Below are 6,552 nucleotides of genomic sequence, written 5' to 3'. Positions count from 1 at the left end.
GATTCAACTGTGAACGATGTGGAGGAGAGATGTATCCAGAGTATTATAAAGGTGTGCATGGACAGGAATACAAATTATCGGATATTCTCTAACTTGGAAAGAGAGAAAAGGACCGGGCCGTACTTTGCCCGGTTTTTCTTAAATTGCTTGGCTTTCATGACGTTCTTGGCAGTAACGTGCTGAAACTGCTCAGGCGGGAATTGCGGAAGTTCCTGATATTCGAACAGATTATTTCCTTCCAATAATGTATCCCCAATTTGGTATGCGTTTGGATCATAAATTCCGATAATATCCCCCGCATACGCTTCTTGAACAGTGTCCCTTGATGATGCCACAAATTGCTGTGATTGTGCCAATTTGATCGGCTTTCCGGTACGTGCCAGTTTGACACTCATCCCCCGTTCGAATTTGCCGGAACAAACCCTCAGAAAAGCCACTCTATCACGATGGTTAGGGTTCATGTTTGCCTGGATTTTGAAAATGAAACCGGAAAAGTACGGGTTATCCGGTGATATGACGCCTTCAGTTGATTTGCGTGGTGCTGGTGCGGGCGCCATTGAAATGAATGTGTCAAAAAATGTCTGTACCCCGAACGGAGCGAGAGCACTCCCGAAAAAGACCGGTGACTGCTCCCCGGAAAGAACGGCATCCAGTGAAAATTCATCACCCGCTTCCTCGACCAGTGCCAGCTCATCGTTGGCTGACTGATAGGTCGCGTCACGAATCAAATCCTCATGCTCCGGTTTTTCCAGATCTGCATACGGGATATATGTCTCTTCTTCATTCCCATTATACTGGATGAATTGCTCCCCATGCCTGTCGAACGTCCCGAGAAATCGTTTGCCCATGCCGGCGGGCCAATTCATCGGATAGGTTTCAATATCGAGTACTTCCTCGATTTCCTCCAGCAGTTCGAGCGGCTCACGTCCTTCTCGGTCCAGTTTATTGATAAAGGTGAAAATCGGAATGCCACGCATTTTACAAACTTTAAACAACTTGATCGTCTGCGCTTCGATCCCTTTTGTCGCATCGATGATCATCACGACACTGTCGACTGCGGTCAGTGTCCGGTACGTATCCTCACTGAAATCTTCGTGGCCGGGGGTATCCAGAATATTGACCTGATAACCCTGGTACGGGAAGTTCATCACACTGGATGTCACCGAAATACCGCGCTGTTTTTCGATTTCCATCCAGTCCGATGTCGCAAATTTGCCGGATTTTTTTCCTTTGACAGTGCCGGCCGAGCGGATCAGATTTCCAAACAGCAGGAGTTTCTCAGTTAATGTTGTTTTCCCTGCGTCCGGGTGTGAAATGATTGCAAATGTCCGTCGTTTTGTCACTTCTTCTTGTACTGTCATAAAAAAATCCTTTCATATAGAATAGCTTATTGTTGAGGAGAGGCAAGAGGATATAGGAAAATGGGGAGGAGCAAACTTATTATCACCATCAAAAGATAGCACGTTGAGCGCCTTTCGTCAAACACGTTAATGAAAGGCTGAGAGTAGCCAACCAGGAATTGATTAGCTGAAAAAAATCTGCCCCCTTCACATAAGAGGGCACAGTTTGATACAAACAGCATTATTTACTGCTCGCTTTTATTTATCATAAGCGGCCGCATACGTATTCCAGCCGCCATCAAGATTAATGGCATTCAAGCCATTTTCCTCTAAGATACGTGTTGCAATGTAGCCGCGCAGGCCGGCCTGACAATTGACATAAACCGTTTCACCAGCCGGAATTTCTGTCAGACGGCTGCGTAACTCATCGAGCGGGATATTGACAGCACCATCGATATATCCCTGCTCCAATTCATGCGGGTTACGGACATCAACCAATGTGCCGCCATTTTCCGTAATAGCATCAATTTCATGCCATTGGACAGATTCTGCCATGCCTTCCACAATGTTAGTGGCTGTGTAGCCGGCCATATTAACCGGATCTTTCGCCGATGAATACGGTGGTGCATAGGCGAGTTCCAAATCTGACAGGTCCATCACCGTCAGACCGCCTTTCATAGCTGTTGCAATGACGTCAATCCGTTTGTCAGCACCATCTTTGCCAACAGCTTGTGCCCCATAAATCCGACCTGATTCCTTGTCAAAAATAAGCTTTAGGGCAATCGATTCAGCACCGGGATAATAGCCGGCATGTGATGCTGGGTGCACATGAACCACTTCATATGAAATGCCCAGCCTGGTCAGCGTTTTTTCATTATTACCGGTTGCTGCCACGGTGTAATCGAAAACTTTAGCGATTGATGTGCCGAGCGTTCCTTTGTAAGTTGTGTTTTTATCATAAATATTATCTGCGGCGATACGTCCCTGCCGGTTGGCTGGCCAGGCAAGTGGCACCATCGTCGGCTGCTGGTTCGTATAATCATTGACTTCGATGGCATCACCTATGGCATAAATATGCGGATCACTGGTTTGCAGCAGATCATTTACCTGAATGCCGCCACGCTCACCAATTGCAAGCCCGGCATTTTTCGCCAGCTCGTTTTCAGGACGGACACCAATGGATAATAGAATCATATCTGTTTCGATTTCGAGACCGTTGCCTGTCACAACTTTATTCCCATTATTCTCAAATGCTTTCACACCATCATCTAAAATTAACTGAATTCCCTTATCGTTCAGATGCCGATGAATAATCGAAGCCATTTCGTAATCGATCGGCCCCATTACCTGATTGGACATTTCAATGATGGTAACATCCAATCCGCGATCGTGCAGGTTTTCGGCCATTTCAAGTCCAATAAAACCCCCGCCGACAACGACAGCATGTTTTGGATGCTGCTGGTCAATATAAGCTTTTATGCGATCGGTATCCGGTACGTTACGCAGGGTGAAAAGTGATTCAGCATCTTGTATACCTTCAATAGGCGGCACAACCGGACGGGCACCGGGTGACAGGATGAGGTCGTCATAGGATTCCTGATACGTTTCACCGGTATCAACGTTTTTGACCATGACAGATTTGGCTTTTCTGTCAACAGCTGTTACTTCACTGGACGTACGGACACTCATATTATAACGTGCAGACATACCTTCAACGGTTTGCACGAGCAGTTTATTTCGATCCTGGATGGTTTCACCTATATAATAGGGAAGGCCACAATTGGCAAATGAGATGTAGGGTCCCTTTTCAAACAAAACAATCTCAGCCTGTTCATCCAGTCTTCTCAGCCTGGTTGCAGCTGTAGATCCGCCGGCGACTCCACCAACAATCAAAATCTTTCTGGACATAACACATTCTCCTTTTATCAAATTACCCCTTGGGGTATAAAAGTATCATACAATAAACCCCCGGGGGTGTAAAGTGATATTGATCACATGTTGACAAAATACCTTACGGGGTATATGATGGGATCAGTTCATTTGGAAGGAGAAACACATGAAACTGGTAATAATCGCAGCACTCGCCATGTTATTTATATTTATTTACCGTCGCTATGTTCCGGTGGCGGGTATTGGAAATATGCCGTTACATTCGGTATCATATAAGCAGGAAGATATTGTTTTTGTCGACACTCGGGATTTTCAGCTGGCCTGCCGCGATCCGATCGCTTGTGCACACCAGCTTCCCATACCTTATCTGAGGCGGTATGTTCATGAAATACCATCTGATAAGCAGGTCGTCATCGTTGCCTCCGATTATGAAGGTAAAAATATAGGCGCACGATTTTTGAAACAAAAAGGAATAAACGTTATTGGTTATCTTATGCGGAAAGAATTAAGAAAGGAGTGACCATCATGCAATATGAATCAGATGTTAAGAACCGTGTTAAACGTATTGAAGGACAAGTCAGAGGGCTTATGAAAATGATGGAAGAAGAAAAGGAATGCCGCGATGTTGTTACACAGATGACAGCAGTTCGCAATGCCCTTGACCGTACAGCTGCACTAATTGTCAGCCAGAATCTGGCCGAATGCATCCGTGACGAAAAGCAGGAAGGTGAAAGCTCGGAAGATTTGGTTAAAGAGGCTGTCAATCTGCTTGTTAAAAGCAGATAAATAAAGGTGTTGACAGTAGCGGGTTATTCTCTTAGAATGATAAATAGGTTACGTGATGATCGCTAACCTTTTTTTCTTGCTTTTATAAATACCCGTACAGGTATATGTATTTTAACAATTGAAAGGAACGGGATCTTAATGTCTGATAAGAAGAAAACAACGATTGTCTTATTCAGCGGCGACTATGACAAAGCAATGGCAGCATATATTATTGCTAATGGCGCAGCCGCTTATGATCACGAAGTCACCATTTTCCATACGTTCTGGGGATTGAATGCATTACGTAAAGAAGATAATGCCCCAGTTAAAAAGGGTTTTATGGAAAAAATGTTTGGGAAAATCATGCCTGGAGGGGCAGATAAAATGAGCCTCTCAAAAATGAATTACCTCGGCATGGGCCAGAAAATGATTAAGAAAGTTATGAAAAAGCATAATGCCATGCCACTGCCGCAATTGGTTGAGATGGCACAGGAACAGGATGTTAACTTGATTGCCTGCACGATGACAATGGATTTGCTCGGACTGCAGAAAGAGGAACTGCTCGATGACATTAATTATGGCGGTGTTGCGGCATATGTTGGTGAAGCAGAACAGGGTAATATCAGCCTATTCATTTAACCTTTTATATACCCCTGCCCGTAATAGTTTTATTAACAGCAGAATTCAGAGGAACAAATATGAGGAGGGACAACGAATGAAACAAATTGACATGAAAGAATTGGCGAAAAAAGTGAAAAATAACGAGAGCTTCAATGTTATTGATGTGCGCGAAGATGATGAGGTCGTACAAGGCAAAATTCCGGGTGCGAAACACATTCCGCTAGGTGAGGTGCCACATCGTCTTGATGAAATTGAAAAAAACAAACACTATTATATGGTTTGCCGCTCGGGCGGACGCAGTGGAAGAGCCAGCGAGTTTTTGGAAGAGCAGGGTTATGACGTGACCAATGTGGACGGCGGCATGCTCGCCTGGGATGGAGACGTTGAAAAGTAAGAAGGAGGTATTCATATGGCAATTACAGCAAACGAAACATTGGATGCAAAAGGGCTAGCCTGCCCAATGCCGATCGTTAAAACAAAGAAAGCGATCGTTAATTTGGAGCCGGGCCAGGTCATGGAAGTGCAGGCAACCGATAAAGGTTCCACAGCCGATATCAAGGCGTGGGCGGAAAGTACCGGCCACCAGTATATCGGCACACTGGAAGAAGACGACGGCGTGCTCAAGCATTACTTGAGAAAGGCAAGCGATGATGAAGCAAAAGAAGAAAAGAAATTTAATGACGTGACGGACCTTGAGACGTTGCGGCAAAAGGTGAACAGTCAGGAAGCTATCACGATTCTTGATGTGCGGGAAGAAGCCGAATATGCCTTTCATCATATTCCGGGCGCCATCAACATTCCACTCGGCGAATTGGATGATCGTATGGATGAAATCAACGATGACAAGGAAATTAACGTGATTTGCCGTACGGGCAGCCGAAGTGATCTGGCATCTCAGAAGCTGTCAGACAAAGGTTTTAAAAATGTCAAAAATGTTGTACCGGGCATGTCCGACTGGGACGGTCCAACCGAGAAATCAAACGATTAATTTTTAGGAGGAATCAATCATGGAAAATAACAACACACGTGTCGCGATAATTGCAGCAAACGGTGGTATGTTTGATGCGTATAAAGTATTCAATATTGCCACCGCAGCCGCAGCATCTGATAAAGAGGTGGGGATATTCTTCACATTTGAAGGATTAAATCTGATTCATAAAGAAGCGCATAAAAACCTGCCGCTGCCGGAAGGGAAAGAACACTTCCAGGAAGGGTTTGAAAAAGCCAATGTGCCGGGAATCAGCGACTTGCTGGAAATGGCACAGGAAATGGGCGTTAAAATGATTGGTTGTCAAATGACGATGGACGTTATGAATCTGGAAAAAGACGATTTTGTTGATGGGATTGAAGTCGGTGGCGCAGCATCATTCATTGAATTTGCCAAAGACGCCGACATCTCACTGACATTTTAAACAAAGGGAGGCTAAAGCATGTCACAAAGTATCACAACGAACGAACTTGCAAAACGTGTCGTTAATCGTGAGGAAACGCTGATATTGGATGTCCGCAACACGGATGAATTTGATGACTGGAAAATTGAAGGGGACAGTGTCGAAGTCATTAACGAACCCTATTTTAATCTGCTGGATGGTCTTGATCCTGTTGCGGGTAAACTGAATAAGGATCAGGAAGTCATTGTCGTCTGTGCCAAAGGCGGGTCATCCAAGATGGTTGCCGAAATGATTGAAGAAGAAGGTTTCACGAATGTTTATGACCTGGAAGGCGGTATGAAAGCCTGGAGTGAACATCTGGAGCCGGTGAAAATCGCTGACCTGCATGACGGCGGAAGTCTTTATCAATTCGTCCGTCTTGGCAAAGGCTGTCTATCATATATGGCCATTTCCGGAAATGAAGCAGCCGTGATCGACGCCAACCGGATGACCGATATTTACGAGCGATTTGCCGAAGAGAAAGATGTCACCATTACGCATACCAT

Annotated in this window: 8 protein-coding genes and 1 pseudogene; 7 read left to right on the top strand and 2 right to left on the bottom strand. The window is 45.0% G+C overall.

What is annotated here, in order from left to right; translation table 11 throughout:
- Positions 1–134: 134 nt before the first annotated feature.
- Together VK080_RS10410 and VK080_RS10405 are read right to left on the bottom strand one after the other, a co-directional pair.
- Positions 135–1,361, bottom strand: a pseudogene (locus VK080_RS10410) (peptide chain release factor 3); the annotation flags it as partial.
- 237 nt (positions 1,362–1,598) lie between these two features.
- Positions 1,599–3,248, bottom strand: coding sequence for a CoA-disulfide reductase (locus VK080_RS10405; RefSeq protein WP_324224706.1), 1,650 nt, complete (start codon positions 3,246–3,248; stop codon positions 1,599–1,601).
- A 148-nt stretch (positions 3,249–3,396) separates the two neighbouring features.
- Here VK080_RS10405 and VK080_RS10400 point away from each other — a divergent pair, with 148 nt between their 5' ends.
- The 7 genes from VK080_RS10400 to VK080_RS10370 form a co-directional block, all read left to right on the top strand.
- Positions 3,397–3,750 carry a hypothetical protein gene (locus VK080_RS10400; protein WP_324224705.1) on the top strand — a complete coding sequence of 118 codons (354 nt, stop codon included), beginning with the start codon at positions 3,397–3,399 and terminating at the stop codon, positions 3,748–3,750.
- Positions 3,751–3,755: 5 nt separating this feature from the next.
- The gene (locus VK080_RS10395; protein ID WP_324224704.1) at positions 3,756–4,016 is read left to right on the top strand and encodes a metal-sensitive transcriptional regulator; all 261 of its coding nucleotides are present in this window, start codon (positions 3,756–3,758) and stop codon (positions 4,014–4,016) included.
- Positions 4,017–4,154: 138 nt separating this feature from the next.
- Positions 4,155–4,634 (top strand): DsrE/DsrF/DrsH-like family protein, encoded by a 480-nt coding sequence (locus VK080_RS10390; RefSeq protein WP_324224703.1) that lies wholly within the window; start codon positions 4,155–4,157, stop codon positions 4,632–4,634.
- A gap of 76 nt (positions 4,635–4,710) precedes the next feature.
- On the top strand, positions 4,711–5,010 hold the full coding sequence (locus VK080_RS10385) for a rhodanese-like domain-containing protein (RefSeq protein ID WP_324224702.1): 300 nt from the start codon (positions 4,711–4,713) through the stop codon (positions 5,008–5,010).
- Positions 5,011–5,025: 15 nt separating this feature from the next.
- Entirely contained in the window at positions 5,026–5,604 is a 579-nt protein-coding gene (locus VK080_RS10380) for a sulfurtransferase TusA family protein (protein ID WP_324224701.1), read from the top strand.
- Positions 5,605–5,623: 19 nt separating this feature from the next.
- Positions 5,624–6,028 carry a DsrE/DsrF/DrsH-like family protein gene (locus VK080_RS10375; protein WP_324224700.1) on the top strand — a complete coding sequence of 135 codons (405 nt, stop codon included), beginning with the start codon at positions 5,624–5,626 and terminating at the stop codon, positions 6,026–6,028.
- Between the two features lie 18 nt (positions 6,029–6,046).
- Positions 6,047–6,552, top strand: a 506-nt coding sequence (locus VK080_RS10370; protein ID WP_324224699.1) for a rhodanese-like domain-containing protein, incomplete at its 3' end; no start/stop codon positions are given.

It is taken from the genome of Lentibacillus sp. (assembly GCF_035301925.1).
GTDB lineage: Bacteria > Bacillota > Bacilli > Bacillales > Amphibacillaceae > Lentibacillus.
Note: the sequence above shows the minus strand (reverse complement) of the source record. Positions and strands in the feature narration are given on the sequence as shown.

What these genes read in the sequence shown, in the direction of transcription:
- VK080_RS10380 (WP_324224701.1), top strand. Translation starts at nt 5,026, where the DNA reads ATGGCAATTACAGCAAACGAAACATTGGATGCAAAAGGGCTAGCCTGC.
- VK080_RS10400 (WP_324224705.1), top strand. Translation starts at nt 3,397, where the DNA reads ATGAAACTGGTAATAATCGCAGCACTCGCCATGTTATTTATATTTATT.
- VK080_RS10385 (WP_324224702.1), top strand. Translation starts at nt 4,711, where the DNA reads ATGAAACAAATTGACATGAAAGAATTGGCGAAAAAAGTGAAAAATAAC.
- VK080_RS10405 (WP_324224706.1), bottom strand. Translation starts at nt 3,248, where the DNA reads ATGTCCAGAAAGATTTTGATTGTTGGTGGAGTCGCCGGCGGATCTACA.
- VK080_RS10390 (WP_324224703.1), top strand. Translation starts at nt 4,155, where the DNA reads ATGTCTGATAAGAAGAAAACAACGATTGTCTTATTCAGCGGCGACTAT.
- VK080_RS10375 (WP_324224700.1), top strand. Translation starts at nt 5,624, where the DNA reads ATGGAAAATAACAACACACGTGTCGCGATAATTGCAGCAAACGGTGGT.
- VK080_RS10395 (WP_324224704.1), top strand. Translation starts at nt 3,756, where the DNA reads ATGCAATATGAATCAGATGTTAAGAACCGTGTTAAACGTATTGAAGGA.